General features: G+C 75.5%; 12 protein-coding genes. 5 read left to right on the top strand and 7 right to left on the bottom strand.

Annotation, left to right across the window (positions count from 1 at the left end; all coding sequences use genetic code 11):
• Positions 1 to 979 precede the first annotated feature (979 nt).
• Positions 980 to 1,681 (bottom strand): ScbR family autoregulator-binding transcription factor, encoded by a 702-nt coding sequence (locus ACIRRY_RS46250; protein ID WP_403985457.1) that lies wholly within the window; start codon positions 1,679 to 1,681, stop codon positions 980 to 982.
• Positions 1,682 to 3,017: 1,336 nt separating this feature from the next.
• Positions 3,018 to 4,004 carry a ScbA/BarX family gamma-butyrolactone biosynthesis protein gene (locus ACIRRY_RS46245; protein ID WP_403985455.1) on the bottom strand — a complete coding sequence of 329 codons (987 nt, stop codon included), beginning with the start codon at positions 4,002 to 4,004 and terminating at the stop codon, positions 3,018 to 3,020.
• Between the two features lie 360 nt (positions 4,005 to 4,364).
• Here ACIRRY_RS46245 and ACIRRY_RS46240 point away from each other — a divergent pair, with 360 nt between their 5' ends.
• The 4 genes from ACIRRY_RS46240 (at position 4,365) to ACIRRY_RS46225 (ending at position 8,292) form a co-directional block, all read left to right on the top strand.
• Complete coding sequence (locus ACIRRY_RS46240) at positions 4,365 to 4,574, top strand: acyl-CoA carboxylase epsilon subunit (RefSeq protein ID WP_403985453.1); 210 nt, start codon at positions 4,365 to 4,367, stop codon at positions 4,572 to 4,574.
• Positions 4,575 to 4,841: 267 nt separating this feature from the next.
• Positions 4,842 to 6,407: an acyl-CoA carboxylase subunit beta gene (locus tag ACIRRY_RS46235; RefSeq protein WP_403985507.1), complete on the top strand. Its 1,566-nt coding sequence runs from the start codon at positions 4,842 to 4,844 to the stop codon at positions 6,405 to 6,407.
• Between the two features lie 10 nt (positions 6,408 to 6,417).
• Positions 6,418 to 7,041, top strand: coding sequence for a ScbR family autoregulator-binding transcription factor (locus tag ACIRRY_RS46230; protein WP_403985451.1), 624 nt, complete (start codon positions 6,418 to 6,420; stop codon positions 7,039 to 7,041).
• A gap of 411 nt (positions 7,042 to 7,452) precedes the next feature.
• The gene (locus ACIRRY_RS46225; protein ID WP_403985449.1) at positions 7,453 to 8,292 is read left to right on the top strand and encodes a BTAD domain-containing putative transcriptional regulator; all 840 of its coding nucleotides are present in this window, start codon (positions 7,453 to 7,455) and stop codon (positions 8,290 to 8,292) included.
• Between the two features lie 390 nt (positions 8,293 to 8,682).
• Here the strand turns inward: ACIRRY_RS46225 and ACIRRY_RS46220 are convergent, their stop codons facing one another.
• The 4 genes from ACIRRY_RS46220 to ACIRRY_RS46205 all read right to left on the bottom strand — a co-directional run bounded on the left by ACIRRY_RS46220 (position 8,683) and on the right by ACIRRY_RS46205 (position 13,215).
• Positions 8,683 to 9,900, bottom strand: coding sequence for a beta-ketoacyl synthase N-terminal-like domain-containing protein (locus ACIRRY_RS46220; RefSeq protein ID WP_403985447.1), 1,218 nt, complete (start codon positions 9,898 to 9,900; stop codon positions 8,683 to 8,685).
• A gap of 101 nt (positions 9,901 to 10,001) precedes the next feature.
• Positions 10,002 to 11,267, bottom strand: coding sequence for a beta-ketoacyl-[acyl-carrier-protein] synthase family protein (locus ACIRRY_RS46215; RefSeq protein WP_403985445.1), 1,266 nt, complete (start codon positions 11,265 to 11,267; stop codon positions 10,002 to 10,004).
• Complete coding sequence (locus tag ACIRRY_RS46210) at positions 11,264 to 12,046, bottom strand: thioesterase II family protein (protein ID WP_403985443.1); 783 nt, start codon at positions 12,044 to 12,046, stop codon at positions 11,264 to 11,266. Before ACIRRY_RS46210 ends, ACIRRY_RS46215 begins: the two co-directional genes overlap by 4 nt.
• 347 nt (positions 12,047 to 12,393) lie before the next feature.
• Entirely contained in the window at positions 12,394 to 13,215 is an 822-nt protein-coding gene (locus tag ACIRRY_RS46205) for a BTAD domain-containing putative transcriptional regulator (RefSeq protein ID WP_403985441.1), read from the bottom strand.
• Positions 13,216 to 13,773: 558 nt separating this feature from the next.
• On the opposite strand from ACIRRY_RS46205, the gene ACIRRY_RS46200 reads away from it, so the two are divergent.
• Positions 13,774 to 14,853, top strand: a complete 1,080-nt coding sequence (locus tag ACIRRY_RS46200; protein WP_403985439.1) for a BTAD domain-containing putative transcriptional regulator — start codon at positions 13,774 to 13,776, stop codon at positions 14,851 to 14,853.
• Here ACIRRY_RS46200 and ACIRRY_RS46195 read toward each other — a convergent pair.
• Positions 14,842 to 15,048: a hypothetical protein gene (locus tag ACIRRY_RS46195; RefSeq protein ID WP_403985437.1), complete on the bottom strand. Its 207-nt coding sequence runs from the start codon at positions 15,046 to 15,048 to the stop codon at positions 14,842 to 14,844. The genes ACIRRY_RS46200 and ACIRRY_RS46195 overlap by 12 nt on opposite strands.
• Positions 15,049 to 15,089: the final 41 nt, after the last annotated feature.

Genomic DNA, 15,089 nt, shown 5'->3' with positions numbered 1-15,089 from the left:
GGCGGGCGCAGGTCCTCCCGGCCGGCCGGCGGTCTGCTCAGGCGTTCACGGAGGCGGGGCCCGCCGGCCGGGACGCCGTTGCCGGAGGGGGTGAGGACCGCACGCCCGGTCCCGCGTTCGCCGCCCGCCGCCTCACCGCGGACGCCCGCCTCGCTGTCGACGCCCGCCTGGCTGTCGGCGGCGGGCTGCTCGGCTTCAGGAGCACCCGCTCCACCCGCACCTTCCGGCGGGCCGGAGCCCGGCAGCTCGCCTGCTGCGTGCTGTCCGGTGCCGGAGGCCGCTGCCGCGTCGACACCGTCGGCCTGTACCTGACGTGCTCGGGGGCCTTCGCGAGCCGGCCGGCGCAGGAGTACCTGGCGCTGCCCGGGGCCTGCCGCCGCGATCTCACCGTCGTGCGCGCCGTGTTCACCGGGCTCGTCGAGGGCTGCGTGTCCGGCGTCGAACCGTACGGGAAACGAGGAGGAAGACCGGGTCCGCCGGCTGCTGGGACGGCCGGGGCCCGTCGCCGCCCCCGGCCGCTGCAGGACCTGCACCAAGCCCTGCCCCGCCTGCGGGCGGCGACTTTGGGTGTTCTTCGCCTCGGTGCCGCAGCCGTGCTCAGGTCCTCCGGCGCCGCGGACGGCTGACCGGCGGCCCGGTAACCGGTGCTCCCCGCCCCGCGCAAGGAGCTTTGGGAGCTTCCGCACGGTGTGCCCGGCACCGGGGGCGGCCTCGCCCGGGCGCTCCGCGACCGCCGTGCGGGTCAGGGGCTCCCGGGGCCGGACCGGCATCCGGGCGGCCCGGTGCAGCAGGGTGTTGCCGGGCGTGTGTCCCCGGTTCCGCCTGCCGCCGCACGTCCTCGCCGCGAGCGCGGTGCGCGGCGCTCGGCAGGCCCGCGTATCCGGGGTCCTGGGACGGGGTTGCCGGTGGTGTCGGCCGGCCGGCTCCGTCGTGGCTTCTGTTTCCGCCGTCTCGTTGCCGTTGTCTGTGGTGTTTGTTTTCAGGCCGCGTTTGTTTTTGTGGTGTTCGTGGCTGTTTCTGCGGTTTCTGCCGTATTTGTGGTTGGTTGGGTTTGGATGTAGACGGTTTCGCCGCGTTTTTCGGTGAGGTCGAGGGAGGTGAGGACGGAGGAGAGGACGATGCTGGGGAGGATGTGCCGGAGAAGGGCGGATATGGCGTGGGGGAGGTTCTGGTAGGCGGTGACGGCTTGGGACATGGCCTGCACTCCGGCGAAGGAGCCGACGAGGACTTCTGCGGTCTGGGCGGGGATGACGTGGGGGAGCAGTTCTCCTTGGGCGCGGGCTTTTTCGAGGAGTTCTTCGGCTGCGGTGCTCATGCGGAGGAAGGGGCCGCTGCGGTCGAGGCCGTCGGCTCGCTGGTCGAGGGTGAGGCGGACGCCGGCGCGGACCATGGGGTCGGTCTGGAGGCGGTAGGCGTGGAGCATGGTGGTGTCGACGAGTTCCTGGATCTTGCAGGGTCGGTCGGGGATGGCGGGTCCGAGGTCCTGTCCGGCGAGGACTCCCTGGGCGAGTTGTTCTTTTGATTTGAAGTGGAAGTAGAGGGCGCCTTTGGTGACGTTGGCGGCGGTGAGGATGTCGCTGATGGTGGCGGCCTGGTAGCCGCGTTCCTCGAAGATGCGGGCCGCGGCTGTCAGGATGGTGTGGCGGGTGCGGATGGCCCGGTCCTGTTTGGGTTCCGGCACGTTCGGGTCTCCTCTCACGTCGTGGGCCGCGTGAGGGGCCCACTAAAAAACCGTCCAGTTCGTATACTCTACGGTGCCCGGGGTTTTGTTGAGGCTTTGCACATACCGGTTTCCGGACAGGTCGTGGGGGTGTCCGTCGCCGGGGAGGGTTCCCGTGCGCGGGGGCGTATCCCGGTGACGGCGGACCGGGTGGACCGGGAGAACCGGCGCCGGGCGACGGCGGGCCGGGAGTCCTGGCACCCGGGGTGCAGGGGTGTGTCGGGGTGGCGGACCGGGGCCGGGCCTGCACCCTGGCCGGGCCCGGGGCGCCGGCCGCGGCCGGGCGGACGGCGCTGCGGGCCGGCTGTGGGTGTGGTGCTGTGGCATGGGGAGCGGGTGCGGGCCGTGTGGGGCGGGTCCTGTCCCGCCGGTCGTCGGGGCGCTGGCGGGGAGTGCGCGGCGGCAGTTGCAGGAGGCCGGGGCGGGGCCGGGCCGAGGGTGTGCGGGAACTGACGGGGTGTGTGGCGGGCGCCCTGGAGGCGTGGGTGCGTGGTCGTCTCGTGACGTTCATGCCGGGAGGAGGCCGGGAAGCGGCCCGGGTCCGGCGCCCGTCTTCCCGGAGCCTTGCGTCCCGCTGGCCGGTGCCGGGCCGGTGCCCGGACACGCCAGCCCCGGACACGCCCGCCCCGGACACGCCAGCCATGGACGCGCCTGCCGCGGACATGTCCGTTGAGGGAGGGTCCGGTGCGCGGGGCGGGCGGGTCCGGGGCAGGGGTTTGCGGACGGAGGGGTGGGGCGGCACGGGTTGTGGCGCCGGCGGGTTGCGGCATGGCCGCCCGGTTCCTGAGCGGGTACCGGCCCGGGTTCCGGGGTGCAGGTGTCCGTCGTGGGCGGTGCGGTCCGGGGGCGGGCCGGTCCTGGGGGCGGGGCGCTGTGTCGCTGCCGGGCGGGGGCATGGTCTTCGTGGTGGTGCGGCCGGCTGCCGCGTGGCGCCGGCCCGGTGCCCGGCCCGTGGCGGCCCGGGCGCCGGGCTCGGGCGGGTGGGCCCCGCACGCCCCGGCTCCCGCCTGCGCGGCCCCGTTTGCCTGGGTCTGCGCCCCCGGGCCCCTGTCTCCCCTTCCGGGCCCCCGGTCCCCGGCTCCCGGCCTCCGGCTCTCTGTCTCTGTTTCCTCTTCCCGGCCTCCGGCCCGCCCTGGCTCCTGTCTGGTTGGCTCCTGCTTTTTCCGGGTCTGTGGTCCTTCTCGGCCTCTGTCTCCCCGGCGCCGGCCGCCCGCCTGGCCCGCTCGGCCTGCTTGGCCCGTCTGGCCCGTGCCGGCTCCTGTGTGCGGGGTGGGCTGGGGGTGGGTCAGGGAGTGGGTCAGGCGGTGGGTGTTGCGACGGTGACGGTGGAGTGGAAGACGGGCCGGTCGTTCTGGTGGCAGGTGATGAGGACGGTTTCGTGTGGGGTGTGGTCCGGTGCGGGGACGCGGCGGGCCGTGATGCGGCAGGGGGCGTCCAGTTCGGCGTAGTTGGTGAAGGCGGTGGACAGGGACAGGGGCGGGCTGGGGCGGCCCAGGCAGGCGGAGGTGGCCTGGCGGGCGGCTTCGAGGAGCAGCATGCCCGGTATGTGGTCGACGGGGTGGTCGAAGAGCACGGGGTGGCGGGTGTCCACGCGCAGCTGCCAGGTGCCGGGCTCGGCCAGGGGGGTGAGGACGACGTCGGTGGGGGAGGTGCGGCCGACGGTCTGGGGTGCGGTGGGTGCGGTGAGGGGCAGGGGCGGGGTGGTGCGGTGCCGTTCGCCGCGCAGCCGGCGGTAGACGGCCGGCGGGGTGCAGGCGCAGGAGGCGTCGCCGGTCGCGACGACGTGTCCTGCGCGGCGCAGGACCGTGCGGTAGCGCAGGGACGCCAGCCGGCCCCGGCGGCGGGTGATGTCGCAGCAGGCGACGTCGATGGCGAGCGAGGCGGGTGCGTGGCCGACGAGGAGGTGGGCCGGGTCGACGGTGAGGGTGAGGTCGTGCATGACGAAGCTGTGGTCGAGGGGCACCGCGAACTCGGCGTGGGCGAGCAGCAGCCCGCTCTGGCGGATCGTTTCGGCGGCGATGAGCGGGTCGTGACGGTCCTCGACGGGGGTGAAGAAGGAGTGTCCGCGCGGCCACTGGGCACTCACCGTGAAGCGGTCCTCGCCGGTGCGCTGCCAGTCGGTCAGCAGCACTTCGGCGATGCTGGCGCGGTGGACGAACTCCTTGGGGACGGTGGTCGTCAGGGACGGGTGGCCAAAGGCGGGGCGGCCGGCGGGTGCGGGTGCGGCGGCGGTGGCGGGCCGGGTGCGGGCCGGGCGTTCGGCGTGGAACGTGTGCGCGGACATGGTTCCCCCTGGGCCGAGATCGGGATGAATCGGATGATGAGGTCCTCGGACCACCCGAAGATACATACCACTCGGTTTTCTTTCTAGGGGTATCCGGGCTTCCGGGGGCACGGGATGTGGAGGAACCCGCTCCGTGCCGGATGGCCGAAACCGCGGCACCGCGCGTCCCTCCCCGCTCCCCGCCGTGCACCGTGCCGCGGTGCGCCTCCCGCCGCCCCGGGCGGCCGTCCGCCCGCCGTCCGCCCCGCCGCCCGGGACGGCGGGAGGCCGGGTCTCGAGCACGGCGAGAGCGCTCCTCGAGCGCGCCGGCGGAGCGTGGCGGCACGCGCGGGGAACGTGCGGGGAATGGGGGACGGCCGGATGAGCGGTGCGCAGAGCGTACTTCGGGTGGAGCGCGGGCAGGCGGGCCCGCGGGAGCTGGCCGCGCTCGCCGCGGTGCTGTGTGCGGTGCTGGCCGCGCGCGCGGACGGAGTCCGGCACCACGACGGGAGGGGCGCCGCCCCGCCCCTCCCGTCGTGGTGCCGCGGGGAGCGGGCCGCGGCCCACCGGCCCCCCGGCGCCTGGCGCTGACACCGCCGGACCGCCAGGCCGCCGGAGCGCAGTACCGGCGGAGCGCCATGCCGGCGGAGCGGCGGAGCGGCAGGCCGGCGGAGCGGGGGAGCGGCAGGCCGGCGGAGCGCTGGGCCGTGGCTGATTCGGTGCGTGCGTCTCCGGCCCCTCCATGTAAACCACGCATCCGGTTTGTTAGCGTGGGGGGATTGTCCCGGCCGCGCTGTGAGGAAGGGGAACGCTGTGAGTGCTGTGCAGGAGCAGGACGTGCTGCCCGTGCCCGTGCCCGTGCCCGTGCCTGGGCGGGGGGCGGGTGAGCGGGCGGCCGGGCTGGCGGCGGTGCGGGAGCGGGCGCTGGCCGGTCCGGGGGAGGGGGCGACGGCGGCGCAGCATGCCAGGGGGAAGCTGACCGCCCGGGAGCGGATCGCTCTGCTGCTGGACGCCGGGTCCTTCCGGGAGGTCGAGCAGCTGCGGCGGCACCGGGCGACCGGGTTCGGGCTGGAGGACAACCGGCCGTACACGGACGGTGTGATCACCGGCTGGGGCGCGGTGGAGGGCCGCACGGTGTTCGTGTACGCGCATGACTTCCGGATCTTCGGCGGTGCGCTGGGCGAGGCCCATGCCACGAAGATCCACAAGATCATGGACATGGCTCTCGCGGCGGGTGCCCCGCTGGTCTCGCTCAACGACGGCGCCGGTGCCCGTATCCAGGAGGGGGTGAGCGCGCTGGCCGGTTACGGCGGCATCTTCCGGCGCAACACCCGGGCCTCGGGTGTCATCCCGCAGATCTCGGTGATGCTCGGCCCCTGTGCGGGCGGCGCCGCCTACAGCCCGGCGCTGAGCGACTTCGTGTTCATGGTGCGGGGGACCTCGCAGATGTTCATCACCGGTCCGGACGTGGTCCGGGCGGTGACCGGCGAGGAGATCACGCAGAACGGGCTGGGCGGCGCGGACGTGCACGCCGAGACGTCGGGGGTGTGCCATTTCGCCTACGACGACGAGGAGACCTGCCTGGCGGAGGTGCGCTACCTGCTGTCGCTGCTGCCGCAGAACAACCGCACCGGGCCGCCGGACGTGCCGTGCACCGACCCGCCCGGGCGGCGTTCGCCGGCCCTGGCGGACCTGGTGCCGGCCGACGGCAGCCGGCCCTACGACATGGGTGCGGTCATCGGGGAGATCGTCGACGACGGCGAGTACCTGGAGGTCCACGAGCGCTGGGCCCGCAACATCATCTGCGCGCTGGCCCGCCTCGGCGGGCAGGTCGTGGGCATCGTCGCCAACCAGCCGCAGACCCTGGCCGGGGTGCTGGACATCACGGCGAGCGAGAAGGCGGCCCGGTTCGTCCAGATGTGCGACGCGTTCAGCATCCCGCTCGTCACCCTCCTGGACGTGCCCGGTTTCCTGCCGGGGGTGGACCAGGAGCACGGCGGGATCATCCGGCACGGCGCGAAGCTGCTCTACGCCTACTGCAACGCGACCGTGCCGCGGATCTCGCTGATCCTGCGCAAGGCCTACGGCGGCGCCTACATCGTGATGGACAGCCAGTCCACCGGCGCCGACCTGACCTTCGCGTGGCCGACCAACGAGATCGCGGTGATGGGCGCCGAGGGCGCCGCAGGCGTCATCTTCCGCCGCCGGATCGCCGCGGCCGAGGATCCCGGGGCGATGCGGGAGCGCCTGGTGGAGGAGTACAGGTCCGCGCTGATGCACCCCTACTACGCGGCCGAGCGCGGACTGGTCGACGACGTCATCGACCCGGCCGGCACCCGCGAGGCGCTCGTCGCGTCGCTGGCGATGCTGCGCACCAAGCATGCCGAGACGCCCTCCCGCAAGCACGGCAATCCCCCTCAGTGACGGAGCATCGATGGTCAAGCAGGAACGTGCGGCGCGCACCCGGGACACCCTGATCCTCTCGGCGGCCGAGGTCTTCGCCGGGCAGGGGTTCACCGCCGCCTCGCTCGCGGTGATCAGCGCGCGGGCCGGGGTGAGCAGCGGGGCGCTGCACTTCCACTTCGCCGGCAAGGCGGCCCTGGCGGCGGCCGTGGAGGAGTCCGCCGTGCGCACCCTGCAGGCCGTCACCGGGCGGGCGCCGCGCGCGGGGGCGGGCCGGCTGCAGCAGCTCATCGACGTGACGCACGACCTGGCCCGGCAGCTGCGCGAGGACGCGGTGCTGCGGGCCGGCTTCCAGCTCAGCGGCGAGGCGGCCCGCGCCCCGCGCACCGACGTGCGCGCGCACTGGCGGGCCTGGGTCGAGGAGGCCGTGGGGCGCGCCGCGGCCCGCGGCGAGCTGCGGGCGGGCGTCACGCCGGCCGGCGCCGTGCGCGCCGTGGTGGCCGCGACGGTGGGCTTCGAGGTGCTCGGCTCGCGGGACACGGTGTGGCTGTCACGGCCGGTGATCACCCAGTTCTGGCTGCTGCTGCTGCCCACCCTCGCCGCGGCGGCGCTGCGCGCCGACCTCGACGCCGCGGGACTCCCTCCCCGCCTTTGAAGACCCGCTGGTCTGTTATTTCCTGGTGCCCTGTCCGCCCCGGCCGCCGGAGCTGCTCCGTGCGGCCGGGGCGGACATGTCTTTCCGGCCATGCCGTCCCGGACGGTCCCGGGCCGTCACGGGCCGCCGGCCTGGCGCTTTCCCGCCCCCGGTCGGGACCGTTCCCCCGCGGTGAAACCCGAGGCGGGAGCCGTGGATTCCGCTTTCCGCCGGGGAGGCCGCGCCGGGTCCGGGCGGCCGGAATGTGGCCGGATATGCATGCTCCCGCCGGTGCGGACATGGCCGGGTATTGACAAACCGACCCTGCTGTTTTTTTATCGTAGGGTCCTGGTGCCGTGACGGCCCGGGCCCCGGCGGCGGAGGCGCGCAGGCCAAGTACCTGCTTCCCGTGGTGACAAGGTGGGGGAGAGAGTGGACATCGAAGTGCTGGGCGCGCTGGCAGTGCGCGAGAACGGTGTGTCGATCGTGCCGACGGCCCCGAAACCGCGGCGGGTCCTGGGCCTGCTGGCCCTCCACGCCGACCAGGTGGTCCCGGTGGCCGCGCTGGTCGAGGAGCTGTGGGGGGCGAGCCCGCCGCGCAGCGCGCGCACCACCCTGCAGACCTACATCCTGCAGCTGCGCGAGCTGATCACCGCGGCGCTGGCCGCGGGGGAGGACGAGCGGCTGGGTGCCAAGGACATCCTCGCCACCGTGCCGGGCGGCTACCGGCTGGAGACGCGGGGCGGGCCGGTGGACTACCGCGAGTTCGAGTGCCGTGCGGGCACCGGCTACCGGGCCATGGACGCCGAGGACTACGCGGGGGCGGCCCGTCGCCTGGCCGACGCGCTCGCGCTGTGGAACGGGCCGGCCCTCACCGGCATCCAGGCCGGCAGCCACATCGTCATGGAGGCCCGGCGGCTGGAGGAGGCCCGGCTGTGCGCGCTGGCCCAGCGCATCGACGCCGACCTGCGCCTGGGCCGCCACCGTGAGCTGCTGCCGGAGCTGACGGTGCTGGTCAACCAGCACCGGATGCACGAGAGCCTGCACGGCCAGTTCATGCTCGCCCTGCACCGCGCGGGCCGGCGCGGCGAGGCCCTGGACGTCTACCGGCGGCTGCGCACCGTCCTCGTCGCGGAACTGGGCCTGGAGCCCTCGTCGGCCCTCAGCCGCCTGCAGCGCTCCATCCTCATGGCCCGCCCCGACACCGCCCCCGCCGCGGGCGGCCGCGAGCAGACGGGCGGCAGCGGCCGGCTCATCGCCCGCACAACCTGACCCGCCACCCGCCACCCGCACCCCGCCACCCGCCACCCGCACCCCGCGCCCCGCACCCCGCACCCCGTCCGGGCGGCCCGCGGCCGGCGCGCGCGGCGGGCGGAGGCCCCGTACGCGGGCGCACCGGCCCGCAGCGCTGCGGGCCGGTGCGCGACTGCGCGGACCCGCCGGCAGTCCGGACCCGCCGGCAGGCCCGGCCCGTGTCGGCGGCGCCCGGGACCGTGCCCCGCCCTGGCCCCTCGCCTCCTGCTCCCGGCTTCCGGCCCCGGCTTCCGGCTTCCGCCTCCGGCTTCCGGCTCCGGCTTCCGCCTCCGGCCTCCGCCTCCGGCTTCCGGCTTCCGGCTTCCGGCCTCCGCCTCCGGCCTCCGCCTCCGGCCTTCGGCCCGGTGGTTACGGCTGGGGGAGTGGCGTGGTGGTCACCACGGCTGCCGCGTTGAAGCCGCCGCGGCCGCGGGCCAGTACCAGGGCGGTGTGCAGGCCGGGCAGTTCGCGCGGCGTGCCGGTGACCAGGTCCAGGGGGCAGTCGGGGGCGGCGGCGCGGGTGCCGGTGGTCGGCGGTATCACGCCGTCCCGCAGGGAGAACAGGGCGGCCGCCAGGTCCAGGGAGGAACCGCCCGCGCCCAGCCGTCCGGTCATCGACTTGGGTACCGTGACCGGCACGCCCCGGGGGCCGAACAGGGCGCACAGGGCGGCGCTCTCGGCCCGGTCCGCGGCCCGTTCGCCCGCCCCGTCCGCGAAGACCGCACCGATGTCGCCGGCGCTCATCGAGGCGTCCGCCAGGGCCAGTTCGGCCGCCTCCCGCAGCCGGGGCCCGTCCGCGCCGTCGAAGGTGGCCGCGCAGCCGGCGACGAAGCCGTAGCCGGCCGCCCCGCGCCGGGCGGCCGCCGCGGCGTCCTCCACCACCAGCAGCGCCCCGCCCTCGCCCACCGCGTGGCCGCACGCCTGCGCGTCGAAGGGGAGGTAGGCGCGGGCGGGATCCGCCCGCGGGCTGAGCCGGCCGTCCGCCAGGTGCGCGGCCCACGCCCACGGGCACAGCATCGAGTCGACCCCGCCGGTGACCACCAGGTCGGTGCCCTGGCCGATCCAGCGCCGGGCGCGGGCGAGCGCGTCGATGCCGCCCGCCTGCTCGCTGATGATCGTCGAGCCCGGCCCGCGCAGCGCGTGCCGGATGGAGATCTGCGCGGTTGCGGCCGCGTGGAAACAGGCCAGCGACTGGTAGGCGCTGACGTGCCGGGCGCCCCTGGCCCACAGGGCCGCCAGCCCGCGCTGGCAGAACTCGCTGCCGCCGGCCGAACTCGCGGTGATCACACCCGCCCCGTGCGCGGACGGCGTCCGCGCGTCGGCGCTCGCGTCGGCCAGGGCCTCCGCGGCCACCGCGAGCGCGAGGCGCGCGACCCGGTCGGTGGCGGGCAGCAGCCTGCCGGGCACGTGCTCCTCGTCGACGAAGCCGTCGATCTCGCCGGCGATGCGCACCGGATAGCGCGACGCGTCGAAGCGGGTGATCGGGCCCAGCCCGCTGCGGCCCGCGAGCACCGCCCGCCACCACGCGGCCGCCCCCAGCCCGTTGGGCGCGGCCACGCCGATGCCGGTGACCAGGGCCCGCCGCACCCCCCTCCCGCCCCCTCCCGCCCCTCCCGCTCCTTCCGTCCCTCCTGCTCCTCCCGCCTGTGCCGCCTGTGGCGGTGGCGCGGGTTTTGGGGGCGGGGCGGTCATGCCGTCTCCCGCAGCCGGGGGCGGGCCAGCACGGTGGCGCTGTGGAAGCCGCCGAATCCGCTGGCGAGGGCGAGCACCGCGGCGGTGGGGTGCCGGCGGGCGAACAGCGGTGTGTAGTCGAGGTCGCAGGCCGGGTCCGGTTCGTGCAGATTGGCGGTCGGCGGCACCGTGCCGTGCCGGACGGCCAGCGCGCCGGACGCCACGTCCAGGGCCCCGGCGGCACCCAGCGCGTGCCCGATCATCGACTTGATGGAACTGACCGGGACACGGTGGGCGTGCTCGCCCAGGCCGGCCTTGAGGGCGTGCGTCTCGTGCCGGTCGTTGTTGCGGGTCCCGGCGCCGTGCGCGCTGACGTAGTCGATGTCGACGGGGTTGAGCCGGGCCCCGTCCAGCGCCGCCGAGATGGCCCGGGCCATCTCCTCGCCGCCCGGCCGCAGCCCCGTCATGTGGTGCGCGCTGCTGTGCGTGGCGAACCCGGCCAGCTCGGCGTAGGGGTCCGCGCCGCGCCGGCGGGCGTGCTCCAGCTCCTCCAGGACCACGACGGCCGCGCCCTCACCGAGCACGAACCCGTCACGGGTGCGGTCGAAGGGCCGCGAGGCGCTGTCCGGCTCCTCGTTGCGGCGCGAGGTCAGCCGCAGCCGGTCGAAGCAGGCCATGATGATCGGGGAGATCGGCGCCTCGGTGGCGCCGGCGACGACGACGTCGGCGCTGCCCTCCCGGATCAGCTCGCCGCCGTGGCCGATCGCGTCCAGGCCCGACGTGCATCCGCTGGAGAGCAGGCTGACCGGTCCCTGCGCGCCGCACTCCCGCGCCACGGCGGCCGCCAGCGAGCTGGGCACGAAGTAGTCGTACAGGCAGGCGGAAGCCGGCGTGTGGTCCACGGCCCAGTTCCGGCCGCAGTCGCTGAGCAGGGCGTACTGGGTGGCCAGGCTGGTGGTGCAGCCGGCCGCGGTACCCAGGCTCACCCCCCGCCGCAGCGGGTCGCCGCTGCCGTCCAGCCCGCTGTCGGCGACGGCCTCGCGGGCGGCGACCAGGGCGAACTGCGCGGCCCGGTCCAGGCGTTCGGTGTCGGCGGCGGTGAAACCGTGCGCGCCGGCGTCGAAGTCGACCTCGGCGGCGACGCGGGAACGGTGGCCGGCCGCGTCGAAGAGGGTGACGGGGCGGGTCGCGGTGCGGCCCGAGGTCAGCAGCGACCAGAAACGTTCCCGGCCCACGGCGCCGGGGGCGACCACCCCCACCCCGGTGATCACGGCACGTCTCACCGGTGCCCTCCCCGCGTCCGCGCGCCCGCGTGCTCCCGGCAGGCGCGGCCCACCAGCCGCGGCAGCTCGGCCGTGTCGGCGAAGAAGTGGTCCCCGGCGATGGTGTGCCGCTCGATCGGCCCGGTGGCCCACTGCTGCCAGTGCCCCAGCGAGCCGGGCGCGGCCAGCGGGTCCTTAAGGCCGGCGAAGACGAGCACCGGGCAGTCCACCGGCCCGCCGGTGGCCGCGTCCAGCGCGGCCGTGCGCAGCGATCCGGCCAGCCGCAGGTCATCGCGCAGCACCGGCAGGACACTGCGCCGCCACAGCCCGCCCGGCGAGGCCGCCCGCCCCCGCGGCAGCGAGCCCAGCCCGCCCAGCAGCGGCAGCAGCTCCTCGTCGGGCAGGTCGGCCGCGGACACCAGCGCGGTCGCCACGTGCGGCGGCAGACAGGCGCCCACCGCGAGGAACAGGGGCGCCGGCGCGCCCGCGCCGGCCAGCGCCCGGGTGAGCGTGTAGGCGACCAGCGCGCCCAGACTGTGCCCGTACAGCGCGTACGGCCCCTGGCGCGCCGAACTCACCAGCGCCGGCAGCAGATCGGCGAGCAGCCCGGCGCGGTCGGTGACCCGCTGCTCACGCCGCCGGCTGCCACGGCCCGGCAGCGGATGGGCGACCACGTCGACGGCCGGCCCCACCGCCCCGGGCCAGCGCCGGTAGCTGACCACGCCCGCGCCCGCATGGGCCAGGCAGTGCAGCGTGATCCGCCCGCCCGCCGCCTGCCCGCCCTCCGTCCGGGAAGCCATCCGTCACCCTCCTGGGAGAACTGCGTCCCACGCCGCCGTCGTACGGCGTGCCCACGCGCGGCCCACGACATCCGCCCGCGCCACGAGCCTGGCCGCCGCACCTCGCGCGCCGCTCGACCCGCCCCCGCCCCGCCGCCCCGCTGCACCGCCCCGGCACCCGGCAAGCAGGAAGCACACACACCCTCACGGGCGCGGAAGGCAAGCGGAAGGCACCGGGCGCCGCGGGCAGCCGCCAGGCCCGCCGCGGCGCGGCCGTACGGCGCGGACGGGCGTGCGGCGGGAGAGGAGGGGCGGGCACAACCGGCCCGCTCCCGCGGCCCCGCCCCTCCTCTCCCGCCCCGCACGGGTCACGCCGCGTACAGGTCGAAGGTGGAGGTGCGGCGCGGGCCGGCGATGATGTCCAGGCGCGGGTCGACGGCGAGCATCGCCTGGTGCATCCGCTGCAGCTGGGGGGAGGGCTCCACGCCGAGTTCGTCGATGAGGCGCTGGCGCAGCCGCCGGTAGACGCCCAGCGCGCCCGCCTGCCGGCCCGAGCGGTACAGCGCCACCATGGCCTGCGAGTGCAGCCCCTCGTGCTGGGGGTGACGGGCGACCAGGTCGCTGAGCTCGGCGATCAGTTCGACGTGCCGCCCCAGCCGCAGGTCCGCGTCGATACGGCGTTCCCGGGCGACCAGCCGGCTCTGCTCCAGCCGCATCACCTCGATCTCGAGGATCGGCCCGACCCGCACGTCGACCAGCGCCGGGCCCTCCCACAGATCGAGCGCCTCCCGCAGCAGCGCGGCCGCCTGCGCGTCCTCGCCGTGCTCGAACGCCTGGCGGCCCTCGGCCAGCAGACGCTCGTAGCGGTACACGTCGACCGCCTCGGCGGGGATCTGCAGCAGGTAGCCGCCGTACCGGGTGGCCAGCACGTCCTTGGCCGAACCGGGTACGTCCGGGCCCATGGCGGTGCCCAGCATGCGGCGCAGCTGCAGGATGTAGGTCTGCAGCGTGGTCAGCGAGCTCTGCGGCAGCTCGGTGCCCCAGACCTCCTCCATGAGGGTGGGCACCGGCACCACCCGGCCCGGGTAGAGCGCCAGCAGAGCCAGGATCTGGCGGGGCTTCCCCGCGGTCGGGACAATGGACATTCCATTCACTTCGGCATTAAGTGAACCCAGCACATTTATGTTCATCTTTCCTCCGTGCGGTTTCTTCGGCCGTCGGTTCAGAGGCGCGATCGATTTTCCAGATAGTGTCCTCTCCCGGATTCTCCTGTCGGTTCCGCTGTTCAGTTACGAGGGGGGCTGCTGCTTCCGCACAGGCGCCCGCGAGACGGAATCAAGCATTTCTCCAGCGGCTTTTCGAAAAGCCGCTGGCGGGCCGCGGGGACCGTACGGGAACGGCGTCCGCGACCTGCCGGTGCACGCGGCAGGAGCCGACGGCCGACCCGACCCGACCCGCACCGCGCCGCGCAGCCGGCCTCCGGGCCGGGGCGCCACCGCCGGGGCACCCGGCCGCCCCCGGTGCCACCGACCCCGCCCGCTGCGCCGACGTCCTGCGCGGGGCGGCTTTCTGCCGGATGCCCCTGCGCGGCACGGGTCCTCGCCGGCCGGCGCCGGCGCCGGGCGGCACCTGAAATTCCCTGGAGAATCACTCCACAGGGCCCTGCGGACGGTTGGTGAATCCCGCATTCCGCACGCGCGGCGGCTAGCGTGCCGGGGACTCGTCGAATCTTTTGCTGCGAGGCTGAGATGGAGTTTCGGATTCTGGGTTCCGCGCAGATATACGTCGGCCGCGCCGATCTGCCGATCGTGCCCACGGGCGCCAAGCAGCGCGCCCTGCTCGGCGCGCTCGTGGCGAAGGCCGGCCAGGCCGTGCCCGCCGACCGCCTCGTCGACGAACTGTGGGGCGAGCACCCGCCGGCCAACGCCGCCAACGCCCTGCAGGCCCACGTCGCCCGGCTGCGCCGGCTGCTGCCCCGGCCCGCGCCGGGAGCGGGCCGCCCGCATCACGAGTGGCTGGTGACCCGCCCCACCGGCTACGTGCTGCGACTGGAACACACCGACACCGACACCGACGCACGCCGCTTCGCCCGGCTGGCCGCCGAGGGCCGGGCCCTGGCCGCCACCGACCCCGCCCGCTGCGCCGACGTCCTGCGCGGCGCGCTGGCACTGTGGCGCGGCGCGGCCCTGGAGGGCAGCGGCCGCGGCGCCATCTGCACGGCGGAGGCCGCACTGCTGGAGGAGAGCCGGCTGGCGGCGAAGGAGACCCTCTACGACGCGTGCCTGCGCGCGGGCCGCGGCGGCGAGATCACCGGCGAACTGGAGGAACTGACCCTCGCCCACCCGCTGCGGGAGCGGTTCTACGAACTCCTGATGACCGCGCTGCACGGATGCGGCCGGCAGGCGGAGGCCCTCGTCGCCTACGAGCGGGCGCGTCACCGGCTCGTGCACGACCTGGGCATCGAGCCCGGCCCCGCGCTGCGCGGCCGCAGGCAGGCGATCCTGCACCAGGACCCCGGCCCGCGCAGCGCAGGCCCCTCCCGCCTCCCGGCGCGCCACCTGTCTCCCGCCGCACACCGCCCGGCGCCGCGGCCGCAGCACGACCCCGCCGCGCCGGCCACCGTCCCGGCACCGGCCGGGGACGGCGGGACGGCCGGCGCCACCGCGGACGTGGGACTGCTGCGCGAGGAGATCGCCTGGCTGCGCCGCCGGGTCGAACGGCTGACCCAGGAACAGCAGGACCTGCTCAGCCGACTCGACCGACTCGACCGACTCAGCTGTCTCGACCGACTCGACCGTCTTGAGCCGCGGGACGCGTCAGGCCGCTGAGCCCCGCCCGCCCCGCCGGTGCGTGCGGTGCGGTGCGTGCGGCGGCAGGGCCGCCTCCCTCGGGCCGGAGCGGTCCGGGCCGTGCACCCCGTGCCACGGCGGGTGCCCGTCTCCGAACGGGGGCAGCAGCCCGAGCGCGGCCAGGCCGTCCCACACGCCGCGCATGTACCGGTACGGGAGGAAGCTGTCGCTCATCGCCGTCCCCTCATGAAGACTCCCCTCCTGCTGCTCCTGCT

This window comes from Streptomyces sp. NPDC101776 (genome assembly GCF_044766845.1).
GTDB lineage: Bacteria > Actinomycetota > Actinomycetes > Streptomycetales > Streptomycetaceae > Streptomyces.
The sequence above is the reverse complement of the archived record's forward strand: the minus strand, read 5'-3'. Positions and strand labels throughout refer to the sequence as shown.

Bases quoted from the DNA above. Each gene is read 5' to 3' on its own strand.
- ACIRRY_RS46240 (WP_403985453.1), top strand. From the start codon at position 4,365: ATGAGCGGTGCGCAGAGCGTACTTCGGGTGGAGCGCGGGCAGGCGGGC.
- ACIRRY_RS46195 (WP_403985437.1), bottom strand. From the start codon at position 15,048: ATGAGCGACAGCTTCCTCCCGTACCGGTACATGCGCGGCGTGTGGGAC.
- ACIRRY_RS46205 (WP_403985441.1), bottom strand. From the start codon at position 13,215: ATGAACATAAATGTGCTGGGTTCACTTAATGCCGAAGTGAATGGAATG.
- ACIRRY_RS46245 (WP_403985455.1), bottom strand. From the start codon at position 4,004: ATGTCCGCGCACACGTTCCACGCCGAACGCCCGGCCCGCACCCGGCCC.
- ACIRRY_RS46210 (WP_403985443.1), bottom strand. From the start codon at position 12,046: ATGGCTTCCCGGACGGAGGGCGGGCAGGCGGCGGGCGGGCGGATCACG.
- ACIRRY_RS46200 (WP_403985439.1), top strand. From the start codon at position 13,774: ATGGAGTTTCGGATTCTGGGTTCCGCGCAGATATACGTCGGCCGCGCC.
- ACIRRY_RS46230 (WP_403985451.1), top strand. From the start codon at position 6,418: ATGGTCAAGCAGGAACGTGCGGCGCGCACCCGGGACACCCTGATCCTC.